This is a genomic window from Ancylobacter aquaticus (genome assembly GCF_004339465.1).
Taxonomy (GTDB): Bacteria; Pseudomonadota; Alphaproteobacteria; order Rhizobiales; family Xanthobacteraceae; genus Ancylobacter; species Ancylobacter aquaticus.
On sequence record NZ_SMFY01000001.1, the window covers coordinates 1,337,051 to 1,354,765 of the forward strand.

The window sequence follows — 17,715 nt, forward strand, 5'->3', positions numbered from 1 at the left end:
GGCCAACGCAGGAGACTGAGATATGACACGCCATCTGACGTCACGTGCCGTGCTCGGAGCCCTTGCTCTTGGCGCAACTCTCGTTGCCGGCCCCGCCTTCGCCCAGTCGCTGCACCTCAAGATCGCCAGCCCCTCGCCGGCGGGCGGCTTCGACACCGTGATGGCGCAGAAGATCGCCGACAAGATGAAGGCCAAGCTTGGCGACCAGTTCACCTATGAGCTGTTCGACAATGCCACGATCGGCGACGAGGTCGTCCACATGCAGCAGGTGCGGACCGGCCAGATCGACATGACGCCGCTCGGTTCGGACGCCGTCAGCCTCAATCCGGTGTGGTCGATCTTCGACATGCCGTTCATCTTTGCCGACCGCGCCGCAGTGGCCAAGGCGCTCGACGGCCCGTTCGGACAGGAGCTGGCCGCCTCCATGCGCGAGAAGGCCGGGCTTGAAGTGCTGGCGTTCGGCGAGATCGGTTTCCGCCAGATCACCAACAGCGTCCGGCCGATCAAGACACCGGCGGATTTCAAGGGAATGAAAATCCGCGTGCCGGGCAGCGAGACCCGCATGCTGACCTTCAAGACGCTGGGCGCAACCCCGGTCAACATGAACTTCGGCGAGGTGTTCCTCGCCCTGCAGAACAAGACCATCGACGGGCAGGAAAACCCGCTTAACGACATCGTCGAGCGCTCGCTCAACGAGGTTCAACCCAACATCTCGATCTCCAACCACGTCTATACGCCGATCACCTTCGTGATGAACGCGCGCAAGTTCGCTGCCCTGCCGGACGACCAGAAGGCGATGCTGAAGGAGGCCGCGCTGGAATCGGCCAAGGAGATCCGCGAACTCGGCGCGGCCAAGGATGTCGAGCTTCTCGCCACTCTCAAGAAGGCGGGCAAGAACGAGATCATCGAGATCGACCGCGCCTCGTTCATCGCAGCCGCGCAGCCGCTCTACGAGCAGATCGGCGCCATCGCCGGCGGCACCTATGCCGTCGACCTGCTGAACGCCGTGAAGTAGCCGCGCCAGGCCCCACCATCCGCGACGTCCGGCGGCACCGTGCGCGCCGGACGTCGCTCCTTCAGGAGCGGACGCGATGTCTCCACCCGCCCATTCGCCACAGGCCGACGACGAACTTCGCCAACAATTGGAGGAGGCCGAATTCGAAGTCGAGCTCGGACAGAACGAGCAGGGCCTGGACGCCTGGATCAACGGCATCGCCGGCGCCCTCGGGGCGGCGACACTGGCAGTGATCACCATCCTGGTCTTCACCAATGGCTCGCTACGCTACCTGTTCAATTTCGGCATCATCTGGGCCGATGAGATCGTGATCGCGCTCGTTCCCTGGCTCACCATGATCGGCATGTTCCTGTCGGTACGCCGGCGGGAGATCATCCGCATCACCCATTTCGCCAATCGCCTGCCGGACCGGCTTCGGCGGTTCATCAATGCCTTCGCCGACCTCCTCTCGGCGGCCTCTTTCGCCTACCTCGCCTTCTTCTCGCTGGACTATTTCGCCCTGTTCGGCGGCGACAAGACGATCTACCTGAAGATACCGAAGGGGTGGTTCATCTCGGCCATGGTCATTGGCTCTGTGCTGCTCGCTCTCGCCTTTCTTGTCGATTTCCTGCGCGGCCTGCGGGCACCTCGGGCCGCGCAGGTTTCCGAGGAGGGGGCGGCACGATGACCGGCGCCCTCATTGCCATCGGCATTCTGCTCTGCCTCCTGGTGCTCGGTGTGCCGATGATCGCGGCACTGCTGACCGCCGTCGCGCTGCTGCTGTTTCTCAGCGGCCAGTGGGGCCTCTCGCTGCCGCAGACCATGGTGGCTGGCCTGTCGAGCTATACGCTGCTCGCGCTGCCCTTGTTCGTCTATGCCGGCACGCTGATGAATTCCGGCGGCATCGCCGTGCGCCTGTTCGACTTCGCCCGCTCGCTGATCGGTTGGACCAAGGGCGGGTTGGCGCAGGTGGACGTGCTGACCAGCATCTTCTTCGGCGGCATGGTGGGTTCGTCGGCGGCCGATCTTGCCGGCACCGGCTCGGTGCTGATCCCGGCCATGAAGCGCCACGGTTATTCCGGTGCGCTGGCCTCCGCCGTCAGCGCTTCGTCCTCAGGCGTCGGGCCGCTGATCCCGCCCTCCTCGCCGGCCATCCTCTACAGCGCCGTCACCGGCACCTCGCTCAGCGCCTTGTTTCTTGCCGGCCTCATTCCCGGCCTGCTGCTGGGCGGCGTCTTCATGCTGACGATTGCGTGGCTGGCGCGACGGCACGGCTACCCCACCTATGGCCGCTTCTCGCTGCGCGAAGTGTGGAAGACGGGCCTTGCCGCCGCCTTCGCCCTCGGGATGCCCGGGCTGATCATCGGCGGGCTGGTGGTCGGCGCCTTCACGCCTTCGGAGGCCGGCGCTTTCGGCGCCTTCTATGCCGCCTTCGTGTCCTGCGCGATCTATCGCACGCTCAATTTCAGGGGTCTCTACCGCGCCACGGTGACAGCGGTGCAGATGACCGGCGAGCTGCTGGGCATCGTTGCCCTTTCGGTGGCGCTCGGCAGTGCCCTGTCCGCTGCCCATGTGCCGCAGGCCTTCACCGGGCTCATCGACCTGCTCACCGTCGGCGACAGCGTGTTCATGCGCCTGCTGGCGATGATGATCATCGCGATCATCGCCGGCATGTTCATCGACCCGCTGATCCCCGTGCTGGTGCCGGTGCTGATGCCGGCGCTCCTTGCCTACGGGATCGACCTCACCCATTTCGGCGTGCTGATGATCATGGCCGTGGTTATCGGGCAGATCACGCCGCCGGTGGCGATGTCGCTGATCATCACCGCCCGCATCGCCAAGGTCGACCAGTGGCAGGTGTTCCGGGCCAACATGCCATTCTTCATCATCACGCTGGCCTTTACCGTGTTGTTGATGGCCGTGCCGGGGCTCTCGACATGGCTCCCCAACTACATGAAGGACTGAGCGGTGGCGGTGGAATGAAAGGAATTCTCGGTTTGAAGGACGAATGGGCGATCATGAACTGGGTCAAGCGCGGCAATGTCCGCTCGAAGATCTGGGCAATCCTGCCGGTGGAAAGCGCAGCCGTCCTGCCGCGCATCGACGACAGCGGCCATTGGGAGGATTTTCGCCGCCTTCCGGCTCAGCGCTTCGCCGGCCATGCCGCCGCCGCCGAGGCAATCGAGGCGGATGGCTTCTGCTTCATCACCGAAGCTCTGGCCATCGGCCCGCTGGTCAATTGACACGGCGGCGTCCGGGTTGCGTGGCCGGACCATCGGCATTGAGCAATGGCGGGGGAGGGTGCCTTATACACGCCCTCCATCGAATGCTTTCAGCGTAGAGCGGCTCTCTGCTGCCAGTGCGCCGCCAAGCGCCCGCAGCGCTTCCCGTGCGCCGGGGCCGGCCTTGGCACTGATTTCCGCCGTTGCTGTCACCAGCTGGCGCACCACGTCCGCATCGTTCATCCCATAGCGCGCGACTGCCACGAGGGCCGGGCAGGCGAATTCCTCAAGCGAACTGACCGGGGTTATGACGCGCGGGTGCCCTTCCTCGTCCGCCCGCACCGCGGAGGGGAATTCACGCTCAGCCAGCGAGCACAGCGCCTGTGACAATCGGTCGATGCAGTAGAGCGCGGTCGTCGGGTCGTTGATGCCGGGTGAGAGCGCCCGCTGCGCAATCTCGACGAACCGGCGAAGCGCGAAGTGCAGGTCCTGCGTCGGGGTGCGGTCCCGGCCCACCACCAACGCCTCACGCAGACGGTCCAGCACCTCGTCCGAGGCGCGCGCACGGGGTGCGGCACGCAGCACGGCGTCCCGCTCGGTGACAAACCGGCCCGGAGGGGCATTAATACTGATCATGAGATCATGTTCGGTGGCAATTCGCATCACGGCCGCCTCATCGAGGCGCTGGACATAGCCGCTGCCCTCGACGAACACGTCGTGGCAATCCGCCTCCAGCTCCCGCAGCAATCCGGCCGTGGCGTGGGCATCGCGCGGGCTCGGCTCCTGTCCCAATTGGGTGGGATAAAGCCTGTCGATCACGGCCTGCGTCTCGCGCGCCAGCTCGGCCAGCACGGTTTCGATGCGGATCGAGTTGGCGATATGGTGGATGAAGTAAATGAGCACGGCGAGGCTGAGCGTTGCCAGCACGACGCCAATGGTGACGGAAATATGGGGAACGAAGCTGGCTTCCTCGGTGCCCCGCACGGTGCGCAATACCAGCAGGCAGTAGAGGAACGTGCTGGTGAAGGTGCCGAGCACCAGCTGGTTGCCACGGTCGCTCATGAAGCTGCGCAGCAGCCGGGGTCCGAACTGCGAGGAGGCAAGCTGGAGCGTCAGCATGGTCATTGAGAAGGTGAGGCCGGCCACCGTGATCATCGACCCCGCGACCGCCGACAGCACGGCGCGCGCGCCTTCCGGCCCGAAGCCGTAGAGCCAGCCCAGACGCTCGATCACCCCATCGTCCAGCACGGTGTCGAGCCAGACCAGCGCGAAGGAGAGCGCTGCAGCGCCCGCCGCCATCGTGGAGGGCAGGAACCAGAAGCTGGAGCGCAGGCGATCCCACACACCCAGCAACCTTGTCGGTATTGATAATCGCTCCATGCTCACCCCCGCCCATCAATTAGCACGGACGCGGATTGGTTCCAGGGTATGGGTAAGACGGGCACAAGCGGGCGTGGGGCGGCCGGACGCGTTGCTGGCCCGTTTCCCGTATACGTGAAAATGCGCCAGAATTGTTTCCAGGCGTTGCGCGTGCCGGGACAGCAATGCTGGTTCACGAAAATCTTCGGCGGAGCCTGGGCTGGGCGCGTATAGGGGCGGCATGGACGACATGCGCGGTTCGGAAGCGGGCAATGGCCCGCATATACTCGTGGTCGATGACGACCAGCAAATTCGCAAGCTGCTCGGGCGCTATCTGGTCGAGCAGAATTTTCGCGTATCGCTGGCGGCGGATGGCAAGGAGGCGGAGCGCCGCCTCACCGAGGGCCGGATCGACCTCGTGGTGCTCGACCTGATGCTGCCGGATGTGTCGGGCCTCGACCTCTGCCGGACGATCCGCGCGCGTTCCACCGTCCCCATCATCCTCCTCACGGCGCTGAAGGAGGATGTGGACCGCATCATCGGTCTTGAGATCGGTGCCGATGACTATCTCGGCAAGCCGTTCAATCCGCGCGAACTGGTGGCCCGCATCCGGGCCGTGCTGCGCCGCCTGTCGCCGCGCGATACGGCGCCCGTCGTGCCCGCCATGCGCCTGCGTTTCAGCGGTTTCCTCGCCGATCCGACCAGTCGACAGCTCTGGAACCCGGACGGCGGGGAGATCGTGCTCACCGGAGCGGAATTCGACCTTCTGCTTGCCCTTCTGGAGCGCCCCGGGCGAATGCTGTCGCGCGAGCAGCTTCTCGACATCACCCATGGCCGCGCCTCAGTCGGCTTCGACCGTTCGGTGGACGTGCTCATCAGCCGGCTGCGGCGCAAGCTGGGCGATGCCGGGAACTTCCAGATCATCAAGACCCTGCGCAATGGCGGCTACCAGCTTGCCGCGCGCGTGGAGCCGGCGGCCGACGCCAACCCGGCCGCACCGTGAACACCATCCGCACCAAGCTGACGGCACTTCTGGTCGGCTCCGTCCTGGGCGTGCTCATCGTGGCGACCGGGCTGTCCTTGCTCATTCTCACCCCCCCTGATTTCGGGCGGATGGACGATGCGGCGGCGGTTCAGCTCGGCATGCTCATCGATCTTGCCGAACGCACCCGGGATCCGGTGAACGAGGGCCCCTATGGCCGGATCTCGTCCGCGCCGGCGGGCGGTCATCGGGTCGAGCCCGCCACCGAGGGCATCAACGCGGCCCTCGGCCGCCGCGGGCGGGCCCTGAAGATCGTCGTGACCGAGCCGCCGGAAGTCGGGTGGCCGACCATTTCCGCCCAGCTTGCCGATGGACGGTGGCTGATCGTGCCGCTGGCGGTCCCGATGCCGAACCCCGGCAATACGTGGGGGTTGATCGGCTGGATACTTCTTGTCGCGCTGGGGGTCACGGGGGTCATGGTGTTCGCTGTCCGCCGGCTCACGGAACCACTGGCGCTGCTGCAACGGACCGCCGATGCCATCACGCCCTGCAGCGATGTCGACCCGCTGCCCGAGAAAGGGCCCGCCGAGGTGCGGGCGGCGGCGCGCGCCATCAACCAGCTGGCGACGCGGCTGCGGCAGGTGATGGAAAGCCGCATGCGGCTGGTGGCGGCCGCCGGCCATGATCTGCGCACGCCGATGACGCGGATGCGCCTGCGCGCCGAATTCCTCGCCGAGGAAGAGCGCACGGCCTTCATCGACGACCTCGACGAGCTCGACCGGATTGCCGACAGCGCCATCCGCCTGGTCCGGGAGGAGGTGGAGGACGGCGGCGGCGAGGTATTGCGCCTCGATCTGATGGTGGCCGACACGGCAGCGGAACTGCGCGAGATCGGCTGTGCCGTGACCTTGGCTCAGACCTGCCCGGCCGTCATTCGTGCGCGACCGGAAGCGCTTCGTCGCGCCATGCGCAACCTTTTCATCAATGCGGCCACCCATGGGCGGGAGGCGACGGTCAGCATAGTGACGGGCGTCGGCAGGGTGCAGGTGCTGATCGAGGATGCCGGTCCCGGCATTCCCGAGGAACTGCTCCCCCGCGTGTTCGAGCCTTTCTTCCGTGTCGACCCGGCACGCGGCGCGCCCACCCCGGGCGCGGGGCTGGGGCTTGCCATCGCCGAGCAGATCGTCACCCGCAATGGCGGGACGCTGAAACTGGAAAATATGCCGGTCGGGTTGCGTCAGGTGCTTGAATTTCCGGTGGTGACGCTGGGGGAGGGCTGCCCGAAGGAGGATAACCCAAGGAAGGTATTGCGCTGGTGCGTCTTTCCGGGCTGAGATGGCGCATCCCCCTCTGCCGGAGCCAGACATGGCCAATTACGTGAAGATCAGCGGCTTTCTGGGTGCCTGCATCACCGGCGTCGTGCATTTCCTCACCGATCTGCGCAAGGCCCCCGCCCTTGCCGAGGAAGCCGGCTATGGCGACCTGCCGAAGCTGCCCAAGCCCAAGCCGACGCTCATTCCCATCATGAAGATCGCCCCCGCCATCGGCTGGGGGCCGGGCCAGAAGCCGACGCCCGCACCCGGTTTCAAGGTCAGCTTCTTCGCCGAGAATCTCGATCATCCGCGCTGGGTCTATGAATTGCCGAATGGCGATATCCTGGTCGCCGAGACGGCCGGGCCGCCCTGGCCGGCCGGCATTTTCAGCCTGCGCTGGTGGGCGATGGGCTTCGTCATGGTGCGTGCTGGCGCCGGCGTGAAGAGCGCCAACCGCATCACCCTCCTGCGCGACGCCGATGGCGACGGCGTGGCCGAGGTGAAGGTGCCCTTTTTGGAGAACCTGTATTCGCCCTTCGGCATGGCGCTGGTGGGCGATCAGCTTTATGTCGCCAACGCCGATGCGCTGGTGCGCTTTCCCTATGTGGCCGGCGCCACCCGCATCGACGCGCCGCCGGTGAAGGTCTGCGATCTCCCCTCGGGCCGCAACCATCACTGGACCAAGAGCCTTGTCGCCAACAAGGAGGGCACCAAGCTCTATGTCGGCGTCGGTTCCAACTCCAACGTCGCCGAGTTCGGCATGGAGGAGGAGGTCGACCGCGCCGCTATTCTGGAAGTCGATATCGCCACCGGGACGCGCCGCGTCTTCGCCGGCGGCCTGCGCAATCCGGTCGGCATGGACTGGAACCCGTTCACGGGCGAACTGTGGACCAGCGTCAACGAGCGCGACGAGATCGGCGACGATCTGGTGCCGGACTACATGACCTCGGTGAAGGAGGGGGCGTTCTATGGCTGGCCCTATTGCTATTACGACAAGATCGTCGACGAGCGGGTGAAGCCGCAGCGGCCCGATCTGGTCGCCGCCTCGCTCAAGCCGGATTACGCGCTGGGCTCGCACACCGCCTCGCTCGGCCTCACCTTCGTCGACGACGACCGCTTCGGCGCGCGCTTTACCCATGGCGCGTTCATCGGCCAGCACGGCTCCTGGAACCGCAACCCACCCTCCGGCTACCGGGTGATCTTCGTGCCCTTCCAGGAAGGCAAACCATCCGGGCCGCCGGAAGAAATCCTCGGGAACTTCCGGGTCGACGGCAAGGCGCTCGGCCGCCCGGTGGGCGTCATTGTCGACCAGCGCGGCGGGCTTCTGTGCGTGGACGATGTGGGTGACTGCATCTGGCGTGTTTCGGCGGCCTGAGCCGTACGGGCCGCACGAGGTTCAGGCGGCGGCGGGAGCGATCCTGCCGTCGTCGAAGCCGAAGCCGAAAAAGGCGATGTCGCGGGCATAGATCTGCGCCACCAAGGCCCTCGTCTCGTCCGTGTAGTAGCGCCGGTAATCGCCGCGGCGCGAGGTGTTGACGACAGGCAGCGGGCCGGGAATGCCGGTGCGGTCCATCACTTCCCGGAAATCCTCGGCCAGCCGCTCGAAGCGGCAGACCCGATCGACCATGAGCGCACCGGTCTCGTCGACGAGATAGTCGATCTGGTTGAGGTAGATCGACTTGGCGCCGTCCGAGTCGCGCACCTCGTCGCCGCAATGGGCAAGGAACTCCTCGAAAGTCGTCGCACGCTCCAGCACATAGGTCTGGAAGGCATTGAGCCGGCCGCCGCGCTGCCAACCCGCCCGGTGCGCGTCGATCATGGACCACCACGACACCAGGCGATCCCAGGGATTCCGGACGACGGAGAACGTGAAATAGGTATCCCATTGGGCTCTCCCATAGAGATCGCGCAGCTCGCGGGCGGTGAAATGCTTCTCGGGAAGTTCGGCGGGGAGGCCGAAATGTGCAGTAATGGACGTTCCGCCGGTTTTCTGAATATGAACGAAGATGATTTTTCGTTCGTGATCGATCACGTCGTGCTCCAAATCAGGCATCTGATACCGTTTGACGCCTTGAATTCACAAGAGGCGTCGCTGATGCTTGATTGTGGGGCGCGGAGATCAAGTTTCAACGGTCACATTGTCAGCGTGGCATCTGTGGCCCTGTGGCCTCTTCCGCCGGCGCGGAGAATGGCCTAAGTGCGCGGGAGATTTTCTCGGGAACCCTCGCGCGCATGATCCGGCTCGATTCCATCGGCAAGCAGAACGGCAAGCAGCTCATCTTCATCGAGGCGTCGGCGACGCTGCTGAAGGGTGAGAAGGTGGGCCTGGTCGGCCCCAATGGCGCCGGCAAGACCACGCTCTTTCGGCTGATCACCGGCGAAGAGGCTCCTGACGAGGGGCAGGTGTCCAGCGATCGCGGCATCACCATCGGCTATTTCAGCCAGGACGTCGGCGACATGGCCGGCAAGTCGGTGCTGGCCGAGGTGATGGATGGCGCCGGGCCGATCAGCTCCATTTCCGCCGAGCTGCGCGCGCTTGAAGCCGCCATGGTCGATCCCGACCGTGCCGATGAGATGGACGCGGTCATCGAGCGCTATGGCGAGGTTCAGGCCCGTTTCGAGGAACTGGACGGCTATTCGCTGGAAGGCCGCGCCAGCGAGGTGCTCGCGGGCCTCGGCTTCACCCAGGAAATGATGGACGGCGATGTCGGGCGGCTGTCCGGCGGCTGGAAAATGCGCGTCGCGCTGGGGCGCATCCTGCTCATGCGGCCCGACGTGATGCTGCTCGACGAGCCTTCCAACCATCTCGACATCGAAAGCCTGATCTGGCTGGAGGCGTTCCTGAAGAATTTCGACGGCGCGCTGATGATGACCTCGCATGACCGTTCCTTCATGAACCGGATCGTCAACAAGATCGTCGAGATCGATGCCGGTTCGCTCACCTCCTATTCCGGCGACTACGAGTTCTATGCGCAGCAACGGGCGCTGTCGGAGAAGCAGCAGCAGGCGCAGTTCGAGCGCCAGCAGGCGATGCTGGCCAAGGAGATCGCCTTCATCGAGCGGTTCAAGGCGCGGGCCTCTCATGCCGCGCAGGTGCAGAGCCGGGTGAAGAAGCTCGACAAGATCGAGCGCGTCGAGCCCCCGCGCCGGCGCCAGACGGTGGCCTTCGAGTTCCAGCCGCCGCCGCGCTCGGGCGAGGACGTGGTCAGCCTGAAGAATGTCCACAAGGGCTACGGCGCCCGCCGCATCTATGAGGGGCTCGATTTCCACGTCCGCCGCCGCGAGCGCTGGTGCGTGATGGGGGTCAACGGCGCGGGCAAGTCGACCCTGCTCAAGCTGGTGGCGGGCGAGACCACCCCGGATGATGGCTCGGTCGCCGTCGGCGGCAGCGTGCGGATGGCCTATTTCGCCCAGCACGCCATGGAAGTGCTGGAGGGCGAGCGCACCGTGTTCGAGACGCTGGAGGATGCCTTTCCGCAGGCAGGGCAGGGCTCCCTGCGTTCGCTGCTCGGCTGCTTCGGCTTTTCAGGCGACGATGTGGAGAAGAAGTGCCGCGTTCTCTCCGGTGGTGAGAAGGCACGGCTCGCCATGGCCCGCATGCTCTACGACCCGCCGAACTTCCTGGTGCTCGACGAGCCGACCAACCATCTCGACATCACCACCAAGGAAATGCTGATCGCGGCGCTGGCCGATTATGAGGGCACGATGCTCTTCGTCAGCCATGACCGGCACTTCCTCGCCGCGCTGTCGAACCGCGTGCTGGAGCTGACGCCGGACGGCATCCACCAATATGGCGGCGGCTACGTTGAATATGTCGCCCGCACCGGGCAGGAAGCGCCGGGCCTTCGGCTCTGACGGCCTGACCACGCTGGCGGCGGCGTCATTCGCCTCCGACGATCGCCCGGAGCCCGTCTTCTTCAAGCAAAAGCGTGTCGTCATGGGCTTCGGGCGCAAAGCCGAGGCGGTCATAGAAGGCGTGCGCGGCGGCATTGGACTTGTCGACCTGCAGCTTGAGGAAGCAGCAGCCCCGTGGCGCCTCGCGAGCGATGACGGCGGCAAGCAGAGCGCGTCCGAGGCCGGTGCCGCGCGCGGCGTCCGCGACATAAAGATCCTCGACAAACACCCCCGGCCGGCCGCGCCAGCCGGAAAACGCGTAGGTATAGAGACACATTCCGACCGGGACGTCCTCGCGCGTGGCAATGACCGCCTCGAACAGGCCGAGCCCGGTCGGGCCGTAGCGCGCAAGGCTCGCTTCGTCCGCGCCCGGCGTAAAGCCGGGCCGCACATGGTCGGCCAGCCGCGCAATCATGTCGGCGACGGCAGCGAGGTCGGAGCGTTCGACCGGCCGGATCGTGATCGCGCCCGCTGTGCTGCTCATGGTCACGCGAGCGCGCCTTCTGCAACGCGATGGCTCGCGCGGAATCCGTCGAGAAAGGCGGTCAGGTTGCAGCCGAGCCCCTCGCAGACATAGCCGCCCTCCTGCACCAGCACGGTTGGCAAAGCGAGTTCGCCGATCTTCCCGCCGATGCGGCGGAAACCAGGCGTCGAGACGCTGAGGCCGGCGAAGGGGTCGCCCTCATAGGCGTCGAGCCCCAGCGCGATCACCAGCGCGCCGGGACAGAAGGCGGCGATGCGCGCCAGTGCCCGGTCGAGTGCGGCAAGGAAACCCTCATCGCCGGTCTTGCGGACCAGCGGCAGGTTGAAATTATAGCCGAGGCCGGCCCCTTCGCCGCGCTCGTCCGCATGGCCCCAGAAGAACGGGTAAAAGCGCGTGGGATCGGCATGCAGCGACACCGTGAGCACATCCGCCCGGTCGTAGAACACCCCCTGAGTGCCGTTGCCGTGGTGGACGTCAATGTCGAGGATGGCGACGCGGGGCACGGTGCACCGCAGCGCCTGCGCCGCGATGGCGGCATTGTTCAGGTAGCAGAAGCCGCCGGCCAGATCCTTGAAGGCATGGTGGCCGGGCGGGCGGCAAAGCGCATAGGCGGCGTCGTCGCCTTGCCTCACCAGATCGGCCGCATGGGCGGCGGCGTGGGCGCTGCGCAAGGCGGCAGGGAAGGTCTCCGCCCCGATCGGGCAGGAGGTGTCCGTCATGTGATAGCCCGCCTGCCCGACAGCGGAGAGCGGATAGGCGCCGCCCCGCCGGTCCGGGTGTATGTTCGGGATCACCTCGTCCGACGCCCCTTCGATCCGCTGCCAGCGGGCGAAAATGCCTTCGAGGAAGGCAAGGTACTCCGGCGTGTGGATGGAGGCCGCCGGGGCGAGGCCCAGATCGGGCGGCACCTCCGGGGTCAGTCCCGCGTCGCGCGCGGCGGACAGCAGGATGTCGGCGCGGGCGGGCGTCTCGGGGTTCGCCGCACGCGCGCCGCTGGTCAGGAAAAAGCCGGGATAGTGCCGCTTCTGCGCGGCATCGAAGATCACCTTCATGGCGCGGCATCCTCGGCAGCGATGGGCGGCGGGCCTTTCAGCGCCAGCCGCTCGCGCACTTCGTCCGGTGTGGCGAGCCGGTAGCCCAGTTCCTCGACGATCCGCCGCATCTTGCGAACCTGCTCGGCATTGGAGGTGGCAAGCTGGCCGCGGGCGATCGCGAGGTTGTCTTCTAGCCCGACACGGACATTTCCGCCGAGGATGAAGCCCATGGTGCCGAGCGGCATTTGCTGGCGGCCGGCGGCGAGCACGGAAAAATGGTAGTCGGCACCGATCAGCCGATCAGCGGTCGCCTTCATGTGCAGCAACTGTTCCGGTGCGGCATCAATGCCGCCCAGCACGCCGAGCACGAACTGCAGGAACACCGGCGGCTGCAGAAGGCCCTGCCGGAGATAGAAGGCGACCGTCTGAAGGTGGCCGACATCGTAGCACTCCAGCTCGAAGCGGGCGCCGCGCTCCGCCCCCAGATCGGTGAGAATGGTCTCTATGTCCTCGAAGCTGTTGCGGAAGATCACCGAGCGCGTGGCTTCAAGGAAGCCCCGCTCCCAGTCGTGCCGCCACTCATAGCGGTCGGCGAGCGGGAACAGGCCGAAATTCATCGAGCCCATGTTCAGGGAGCACATTTCCGGCTCGATCAGCCGGGCGGCCGCCAGACGGTGGTCGAGTGTCATCCGCGACGAGCCGCCGGTGGACAGGTTCAGCACGGCGTTCGAGCGCGCACGGATGCGCTCCACGATGTCCCGGAACAGCGCGGGCTCGGCCGAGGGCATGCCGGTCGCGGGGTCGCGGGCGTGCAAATGCAGGATCGCCGCGCCCGCCTCTGCCGCCTCGATCGCCTGATCGGCAATCTCTTCGGGCGTGACCGGCAGATAGGGGCTCATCGAGGGTGTATGGATCGAGCCCGTCACCGCGCAGGTGAGAATGACTGGACGGCTCATGACATAGTCTCCACCGGCAGCTTGGCCTCGGTAGCGAAGCTCTCCAGAGCTGAGCCGAGCTTAGCCATGATCTCTTCGATCTGCCCGTCGGTGACGATGAGCGGCGGGCAGACCAGAAAATGATCGCCTATCCGCCCGCCTCGTGTGCGGCGGGAATAGATGATCAGGCCGGCATCATAGGCGAGGTCGACAAGGCGCAGATGGGCGTTGAGCGCGGGGGGCAGCGGCGCCATCGTCGCGCGGTCCGCTACCAGCTCGAAGGCCAGCAGTAGCCCCTTGCCGCGCACATCGCCGATGAAGGGGAAGCGCGCCATCAGCCCTTCCAGCCGCGCCTTCAGCACCGCCCCCTGCCGTTCGGCGGCGCCGATCAGGTCGAGCCTGTCGATCTCCTCCAGCACGGCGAGGCCGGCGGCACAGGCCAGCGGGTTGCCGGCATAGGTGTGGCCATGGATGAAGCCGCCATGGTCGATCACCGTTTCGGCGATGGCGCGGTCCGCCACCATGGCGCCGAGCGGCGCATAGCCGGCGCCGAACCCCTTGGAGAGCGCCACAATGTCGGGGCGCAACTGCCAGTGCTCGCTGGCGAGATAGCGCCCGGTGCGCCCGGCCCCGCTCATCACCTCGTCGCAGATCAGCAGCAGGCCGAACTCGTCGCAGATGGAGCGGATGGCACTGTAATAGCCATCCGGCGCCACCAGCGCGCCGGTGGAAGCGCCGCCGACCGGCTCCATGATGAACGCCAGCACCGTCTCCGGCCCCTGCCGCAGGATTTCCTCGCGCAGCATGTTGGCATAGCGCAGGCCGCGCTCCTCCAGCGTCAGCCCGTCGCGGTCGAGATAACAGGTGGGGGCGGGGATCTTGGGCATCTCCCGCAGCATGGGCGCGAAGGGCGCGCTCATCAGCGACATGCCGGTGACGGCCAGCGCCCCGAGCGTCGAGCCGTGATAGGAGGGAAAGCGCGAGATCACCTTCCAGCGCTCAGCCTGTCCGCGCGCCACTGCATATTGCCGGGCGAGCTTGAGCGCGCTCTCCACCGCTTCCGATCCGCCGGAGACGAAGAACACCCGGTCGAGGCCTGAAGCCATACGCCCGGCGATGCGGGTCGCCAGTTGCTCGGCCGGCTCGTTCTCGAAATGCAGCCGGTAGCCGAAGGTCGAGAGCTCCATCTGTCGCCGCATGGAGTCGAGCACGGCGGGGTTGGAGTGGCCGATATTGGAAACCATGGCGCCGCTGGAGCCGTCGAGATAGCGGTTTCCTTCGCTGTCCCAGAGATAGACCCCCTCGCCGCGCGCCAGCGTCGGCCGGCGCAGGCGGGTCTGGTAGAAGAGATTGGAGGCAGGGGGATCGGCTCTCATTTAGGGCTCATGCGCGGCGGCGGAGAGGGAGCGCCATCACCCGGCCCGCCGGCGGTGAGGGCGTCGAGAGGCGGCTTTTGCTCACAGGACTGGATGACAAAGCCAACGGGCGGGGAAGAGCATGGCGCGCGCAGGCCACTATCGCGCCAATCCCTGCGGCGCGCCACGGGGAAGGCCGCCGCCCTCTAGCCGAGGCAGGCATCCTCGGTGGCGCTGTAGCCCTTGGGCCTCGGCGCACTCTTAGCCGGCTGCCCCCGCCCCAGCGCGTCGTCCGAGCGTGCGCGGAGATAGATGAAGATCGCGTCGATGAAGCACATCACGTTGGGGTTCTTGCCGAAGGCCGGCATGACCAGTTCCTGGCTGCTGCTGACATTCTGCTTGCCGTTGGTGACGGTGTCGAGGAACTGGCTGTAGCCGAGGCTCTGCAGGGCATCGGTCAGCGCGGGCGCGAAGCTGGAGCCCAGCCCGTCCGGACCGTGGCACTGCATGCAGTTCGCGGTGTAGCGGATATAGCCGATCGCCGTGTACCAATCGACGGTTCCGTCCTTGTCGATCTGGTAGGTCGGGTTGCCCTGCTTGTCACTGTATTCGCCGTCGTCGGAGCTCACGGCGGCCGGGTCGCCGGATGGGTCGGCGAGGGCAGGGGGCATCAAGAAAAGCAGGCAGGCGGCGATAGCCGCGCCGGGGCGTGCAGGCATGCGATCCTCCCGCTCCGCCGTCTTTTTAGGCAATGCGTGCGGTCGGAGCGGACCATGCTCCATCGCCGGGCGGGCGCGGTCAAGCCGGGGGCTCGACGCGAGTTGATGGGGGCGATGCTTTCGGGGGAGGGCGGGCCGCCGTCGCACTTGCCGAACTGGCGACCGTTTGGGGGACCCGCGCTGTACGCGAATGCGGCGATGACCGCTCACCCCATAAAAAACCGCCCCGAAACAAGGGCGGTTTAATTCATTCACTCGGAACTTCCGGTGGCGGACCCTTACGGTCCGCCCTCGGTGAAGCGGCACCCGCTGCGTTCAGGGGCTGACGGGAAGAATGAAGCTCCCGCTCTTGCCGTCCGACGCGGAGATGATCGCCGCAAGACCGCCGCCGGCCGCAAGCATGCCGGCGATGCCGAGAGCCGGGTTAATCCCGCCCGAATTGGTGACGCCGAAGCCGCAACCGGGCGCCCGGAGCATCTCGGTGGTCGAGCTGGGAATGGTCACTGTCCGGTCATTGCCGAAATCGACCACGGCGTTACCCTGGCCGCGTACCGAAACAGTGTCGCCGGTCTTCAGCGAGGTGCCGATCACGCCAGGCGCAAAGCCATTGCCCCTGTCGACCATTACCGAACCTACCGCCACTGCAAGCCGACCTGCCGTCTGGCAACCGTCCTGAGCCGCAGCACTTCCAATGGCGCCGAGCGACAAAGCGCCTGCAACCGCGATAGAAAACACAGTCCGCATCATAGCCCCTCCATGGACACAGAGTGCCACTAAACAAGTCTAGCACCCCATAACACATTCCGCACCGTAGAAAACTACCGTGAGGTAAACGCGCTCACCGGGGTGCGGCGCTGAGGTACCATCAACTGACTTTAGCAATTCAAGGTGGCGGCGACGTGTCTAAAAGCGACGCCGTTGCAGGAGCTTGCGGAGGTGCATTCGCGGTGTGGCGTGTGGGCAACAGCCTGACGCTTTTGCCGGGCGGGATGGTCGATGGCGAATATCGCCGCTGGGAGCGACGAATCGCGCAGCCCCGGTACGGCCGGGAGGATGGAGCGTTCACGAGGCCAATGCTGGCGCGGGGCCCGTCGTCCGCGCCGTCTCGCCGCAGGAATGAAGGGCTGGATATGCCACCCGTCCCATCCTATAGCGAAGCCTCGCATGCTGAGGGGCGGAGAGCGCGATGGAAGGCGACGAACTGCGGACGATTCTGTGCCGGCTGGAAACGGGCATGGTGCTCACCGTGTCGGATGCCTGGATCGACAAGAAGTTCTCCGGCTCGCATGTGACCCGCGCGCGCCTGGTGGCCGAGATCGCCCGGCAGTATTTCTGTACCCATCATCAGGACTTCGGCTCCCAGCGTTTCGAAAAGCAGGAAGTGGCCTTCACCGGGTGAGGTTATGGGGCCGGCCGCGCTTCCGATGCTGCCATGGGTGAAGGCGCAGCCCGCTCCTTATAGAGCACCCGCTCCAGCACGGCGTTGAAAGCGTCGGGGGTCTCGATCATCGGGCAATGACCGGCATCGGCAATGGAGTGCAGGTGCAAGGCAGGGTTCGCCGCTGCCATGTCCCGCCATGGATCAATCGGCGTCACCCGGTCATGCGCGCCCCAGATCAAATGGGTATCGACGGCCACGCTGTCGATGAAATCGCGCACATCGATCTTCTGCAGCGAGCGCAGGATCGACAGGCCCATCATGAAGCACTGGCGATTGGCGATCTCGCGGAAGGTCGATTCGATCATCGCGGTGTCGAGCCGCGATGGGTCGTGGAAAAGCTCGCGTGAGATCTTGTGAGCATAATCCAGCGACAGGATGCGGCTCACGCCCAGGCCGAGCGTGACATTCTCTCCCGCTCCAGGGCAACCGCTGACAATTGCCTGCTTTATATTGAATTCCGGATCACTTGCCAAAGCGAGGGCGATATAGCCGCCCATCGAGTTGCCGAATACCACTGTCTCCCGGGATTTATGCGGCAGCAGGGCTTCCTTAACGAAGTCAATGAGGCTCGGAACCGTGCCATAGTTCTTGCCGAACTTAACAAAGGGATCATCGAATACGATAGGCTCGAAGCCTTTTTTTCGCATTGTTTCGATTTGGCTCGACCAGATCCAGGAACCCGCAAAAAGTCCTGGCAAGAAAACGGCGAGAGATGACATCTTTTGCCCCCCGGCGATGAAAGATGATTTCATGAAAGCATTTTACGGGCCAAACGACAGGAACCGATCCTGGATTGCAACGGATCAAACGTCGCAGGTGGGTGGCTTTTTTTGCTCGTATTTCGATCATCGAAGCATCGGGCGGTGCCACGCGCTGGAAATCTGGAAAAAAGTCTGATCGTATGGAAGTGCATCCAACCTCCGCGCGCCAGCGCAAGACCTGCCGGCAGGAAATACTTTCCGGGCGCGTGGGTGGGAAGGGCG

Annotated in this window: 18 protein-coding genes; 9 read left to right on the plus strand and 9 right to left on the minus strand. The window is 65.5% G+C overall.

The window, feature by feature from the left end; translation table 11 throughout:
• The first annotated feature begins 22 nt into the window (after positions 1–22).
• The 4 genes from EV667_RS06075 to EV667_RS06090 all read left to right on the plus strand — a co-directional run bounded on the left by EV667_RS06075 (position 23) and on the right by EV667_RS06090 (position 3,237).
• A complete protein-coding gene (locus EV667_RS06075) occupies positions 23–1,015 on the plus strand; it encodes a TRAP transporter substrate-binding protein (protein ID WP_131834362.1) in 993 nt (330 codons plus the stop codon).
• 76 nt (positions 1,016–1,091) lie between these two features.
• Positions 1,092–1,682 carry a TRAP transporter small permease gene (locus EV667_RS06080; RefSeq protein ID WP_245515996.1) on the plus strand — a complete coding sequence of 197 codons (591 nt, stop codon included), beginning with the start codon at positions 1,092–1,094 and terminating at the stop codon, positions 1,680–1,682.
• Positions 1,679–2,959 (plus strand): TRAP transporter large permease, encoded by a 1,281-nt coding sequence (locus EV667_RS06085; RefSeq protein ID WP_131834363.1) that lies wholly within the window; start codon positions 1,679–1,681, stop codon positions 2,957–2,959. The genes EV667_RS06080 and EV667_RS06085 overlap by 4 nt, the downstream gene beginning before the upstream one ends.
• 14 nt (positions 2,960–2,973) lie before the next feature.
• Positions 2,974–3,237, plus strand: a complete 264-nt coding sequence (locus tag EV667_RS06090; RefSeq protein WP_245515997.1) for a hypothetical protein — start codon at positions 2,974–2,976, stop codon at positions 3,235–3,237.
• A 63-nt stretch (positions 3,238–3,300) separates the two neighbouring features.
• Here the strand turns inward: EV667_RS06090 and EV667_RS06095 are convergent, their stop codons facing one another.
• Positions 3,301–4,560, minus strand: coding sequence for a DUF2254 domain-containing protein (locus EV667_RS06095; RefSeq protein ID WP_245515998.1), 1,260 nt, complete (start codon positions 4,558–4,560; stop codon positions 3,301–3,303).
• Positions 4,561–4,816: 256 nt separating this feature from the next.
• On the opposite strand from EV667_RS06095, the gene EV667_RS06100 reads away from it, so the two are divergent.
• From EV667_RS06100 to EV667_RS06110, 3 genes are read left to right on the plus strand one after another with little or no spacing between them, the layout of a single operon-like run.
• Entirely contained in the window at positions 4,817–5,578 is a 762-nt protein-coding gene (locus EV667_RS06100) for a response regulator transcription factor (protein WP_245515999.1), read from the plus strand.
• The gene (locus tag EV667_RS06105) at positions 5,575–6,891 is read left to right on the plus strand and encodes an ATP-binding protein (RefSeq protein WP_131834365.1); all 1,317 of its coding nucleotides are present in this window, start codon (positions 5,575–5,577) and stop codon (positions 6,889–6,891) included. Before EV667_RS06100 ends, EV667_RS06105 begins: the two co-directional genes overlap by 4 nt.
• 31 nt (positions 6,892–6,922) lie before the next feature.
• Positions 6,923–8,245: a PQQ-dependent sugar dehydrogenase gene (locus EV667_RS06110; RefSeq protein WP_131834366.1), complete on the plus strand. Its 1,323-nt coding sequence runs from the start codon at positions 6,923–6,925 to the stop codon at positions 8,243–8,245.
• A 21-nt stretch (positions 8,246–8,266) separates the two neighbouring features.
• Here the strand turns inward: EV667_RS06110 and EV667_RS06115 are convergent, their stop codons facing one another.
• Positions 8,267–8,902, minus strand: coding sequence for a sulfotransferase family 2 domain-containing protein (locus tag EV667_RS06115; protein WP_245516000.1), 636 nt, complete (start codon positions 8,900–8,902; stop codon positions 8,267–8,269).
• A 200-nt stretch (positions 8,903–9,102) separates the two neighbouring features.
• Here EV667_RS06115 and EV667_RS06120 point away from each other — a divergent pair, with 200 nt between their 5' ends.
• Positions 9,103–10,725, plus strand: coding sequence for an ABC-F family ATP-binding cassette domain-containing protein (locus EV667_RS06120; protein ID WP_131834368.1), 1,623 nt, complete (start codon positions 9,103–9,105; stop codon positions 10,723–10,725).
• 25 nt (positions 10,726–10,750) lie between these two features.
• On the opposite strand, the gene EV667_RS06125 is transcribed toward EV667_RS06120, so the two are convergent.
• The 6 genes from EV667_RS06125 to EV667_RS06150 form a co-directional block, all read right to left on the minus strand.
• Positions 10,751–11,248, minus strand: a complete 498-nt coding sequence (locus EV667_RS06125) for a GNAT family N-acetyltransferase (RefSeq protein ID WP_131834369.1) — start codon at positions 11,246–11,248, stop codon at positions 10,751–10,753.
• Positions 11,249–11,250: 2 nt separating this feature from the next.
• A complete protein-coding gene (locus tag EV667_RS06130) occupies positions 11,251–12,300 on the minus strand; it encodes a histone deacetylase family protein (protein ID WP_131834370.1) in 1,050 nt (349 codons plus the stop codon).
• Complete coding sequence (gene kce, locus EV667_RS06135; RefSeq protein WP_131834371.1) at positions 12,297–13,238, minus strand: 3,5-dioxohexanoate:acetyl-CoA acetone transferase; 942 nt, start codon at positions 13,236–13,238, stop codon at positions 12,297–12,299. The genes EV667_RS06130 and kce overlap by 4 nt, the downstream gene beginning before the upstream one ends.
• Positions 13,235–14,593 carry an aminotransferase family protein gene (locus EV667_RS06140; RefSeq protein WP_131834372.1) on the minus strand — a complete coding sequence of 453 codons (1,359 nt, stop codon included), beginning with the start codon at positions 14,591–14,593 and terminating at the stop codon, positions 13,235–13,237. The genes kce and EV667_RS06140 overlap by 4 nt, the downstream gene beginning before the upstream one ends.
• A 185-nt stretch (positions 14,594–14,778) precedes the next feature.
• Positions 14,779–15,291, minus strand: coding sequence for a c-type cytochrome, methanol metabolism-related (locus EV667_RS06145; RefSeq protein WP_131834373.1), 513 nt, complete (start codon positions 15,289–15,291; stop codon positions 14,779–14,781).
• A 315-nt stretch (positions 15,292–15,606) separates the two neighbouring features.
• Positions 15,607–15,915: a hypothetical protein gene (locus tag EV667_RS06150; protein WP_245516001.1), complete on the minus strand. Its 309-nt coding sequence runs from the start codon at positions 15,913–15,915 to the stop codon at positions 15,607–15,609.
• A gap of 562 nt (positions 15,916–16,477) precedes the next feature.
• Here EV667_RS06150 and EV667_RS06155 point away from each other — a divergent pair.
• Complete coding sequence (locus tag EV667_RS06155; RefSeq protein ID WP_131834375.1) at positions 16,478–16,690, plus strand: hypothetical protein; 213 nt, start codon at positions 16,478–16,480, stop codon at positions 16,688–16,690.
• 2 nt (positions 16,691–16,692) lie between these two features.
• Here the strand turns inward: EV667_RS06155 and EV667_RS06160 are convergent, their stop codons facing one another.
• Positions 16,693–17,484 (minus strand): alpha/beta fold hydrolase, encoded by a 792-nt coding sequence (locus tag EV667_RS06160; protein WP_131834376.1) that lies wholly within the window; start codon positions 17,482–17,484, stop codon positions 16,693–16,695.
• Positions 17,485–17,715: the final 231 nt, after the last annotated feature.